This is a genomic window from Algoriphagus antarcticus (genome assembly GCF_002150685.1).
GTDB lineage: Bacteria > Bacteroidota > Bacteroidia > Cytophagales > Cyclobacteriaceae > Algoriphagus > Algoriphagus antarcticus.
Map to the genome: position 1 here is coordinate 1 of NZ_MSSW01000020.1, position 1,919 is coordinate 1,919.

Annotated in this window: 3 protein-coding genes; all 3 read right to left on the minus strand. The window is 37.3% G+C overall.

The genetic code is table 11. The features are described 5' to 3' along the window. On the minus strand, nt 1–206 hold a 206-nt coding region (locus tag BVH04_RS09470; RefSeq protein WP_140160554.1), incomplete at its 3' end, for a hypothetical protein. A 331-nt stretch (nt 207–537) separates the two neighbouring features. Next, nucleotides 538–951 (minus strand): hypothetical protein, encoded by a 414-nt coding sequence (locus tag BVH04_RS09475; protein ID WP_147303446.1) that lies wholly within the window; start codon nt 949–951, stop codon nt 538–540. 44 nt (nt 952–995) lie between these two features. Further along, nucleotides 996–1,751, minus strand: coding sequence for a hypothetical protein (locus BVH04_RS09480; protein WP_140160555.1), 756 nt, complete (start codon nt 1,749–1,751; stop codon nt 996–998). Nucleotides 1,752–1,919 lie beyond the last annotated feature (168 nt).

Sequence of the window (1,919 nt, forward strand, 5' to 3'; positions counted from 1 at the left end):
GGAACTGGTTTCTGTTGCAGTTCGGTGATTACTAGGGCGATCACATTCGCGATGGCGATTTCATTCACTCCACCTGAGGTAAGATTCTGACCATATTCGGTGAGTTGTTGGATCAGTTTCTTATCCATGCCTGTCCTCACAAAGCTGGCAGGAGAAAGTTTGAATTTCTTTGGATCTACGTACTTTCCAAACACTCCAAGCTCCACACTGTCGCCCTGCTGAACTTCCTGAGAACGGGAAGGGCCAAGAATACGGTTTCTACCCGCATTGAGCCAAGCAGTAGCGTATCCGCCGGGAGTCTTGTTGTCTTTGTCTGATCATTATAATGGACTAGAATTACAAATTCCAAAGGATACAAATCAAATTGCAAATTTGTATGGACCGAAAGGCGTAATTAAAAATTACACCTAGGCAATGCCCTTCTAATAATTCAAATTTAAACTACACTCAGCGGGGGAATTGATTACCAAGAGCGGAATTGTAAATCCAACATAACCCTAATCAAGGTTTAACCCAATCGAAGCAATATCCATTAATCTACATCTCCAATTCTAATAATTGCTCTATAATAATTTCAGCATCTTTACTAATATAATTAAATGGGACAATAATAAGAATATAGCTTATAATTATCATAACTAAAGGCATAAATTTTAACCAAAGATAAATTGGTTCAAATAATATTAAAAAAAATATAAAAAAAAGTGAAAAAATAACAATGAAATATAAAACCAAAACATACTCTGAAAGCATAAATTGAAGTTTCAATTTTGTATTTTTATCAACTTCACTATAATTACCAACTATTTTCACCAGTGTCATATTTGAATAAACACTATTTTTGTAAGCAACAAAGCCATTATTTTCTAAATGCCCATAAAATTTATTTGAAAATAATCTACTCCCCACAGACTGATTTACTAATCTATCTAATCTATAATTCATATCCATGCAAGACAGCCTTGAATCATAATATTTACTATAATAAGGAAATTTTACCATGAGTAGAGTTTATGCGATTTAATATTTTGATAAGAACTGCTGAACCTAACTGGTAAAGCACTAAAAGAAACTCCTGCTGAATACCAGTGATTTGTTATTGAAGCACCACGTGCTAAATTAAGGAAATCTAATCCGCCTGAAATTTGAGAAGCATTACCCTGCAAATCACCTATTGTAAGGTTATGACCATTTAATCCTCTCACATCTGAATATCCTATGTGCAAATTAACTCCAAAAGAAAGATCATATCCATAAACCCTTCCATGTTCAAATGTAAGTATTCCACCATTCCCAACACCACCAATGTCACTTGCAGAGAATCCCACTCCATAACCAAAATCATGAAATGCAAACGAACCAGAAAAATCAATTCCAACATAATCTGGAATTAAATTCAAAGGGTCTGGGTATCTTTTTGGTCCATTCATGTTTATTCTACCGAAGGTAGAATACTCTAAATTTTTATCCATCCAATTGTCCGCTGCTCTTCCCATAACTCCTCCTAAATCTCTTGGGGCCGAAACGGTAACTTCATCAAGAGTTCTTCCTTCATAAAGTCTATTTTTTTGAATATCCTGATATTCCTGACAAATACACTGCACAAATCCTTCTGGTAGCATACCATCCTTACCGGTTGGCAACTCTCTTCGATTATGCCCCACCTGCCCAGTTCCCACTTCATTTTGAGTAGGATCCTCACTGTCGCTGTGTTTTGGGGTTGCGTGAACGATTGCAACCTGCGGTGCCATCCCATCCGGATCGATATACCTCAGCGGATTATTGAATGCATAATTATAGGGTGAATGCCTGCGCATCTGTTCAGCCAGAGGATCCACAACAAACCATCTACCAATCGCTGGATTCCCGATACGCTTCGCTATCGGGACAGGCTATACATCCTAGCTCCGAAGTCGTAG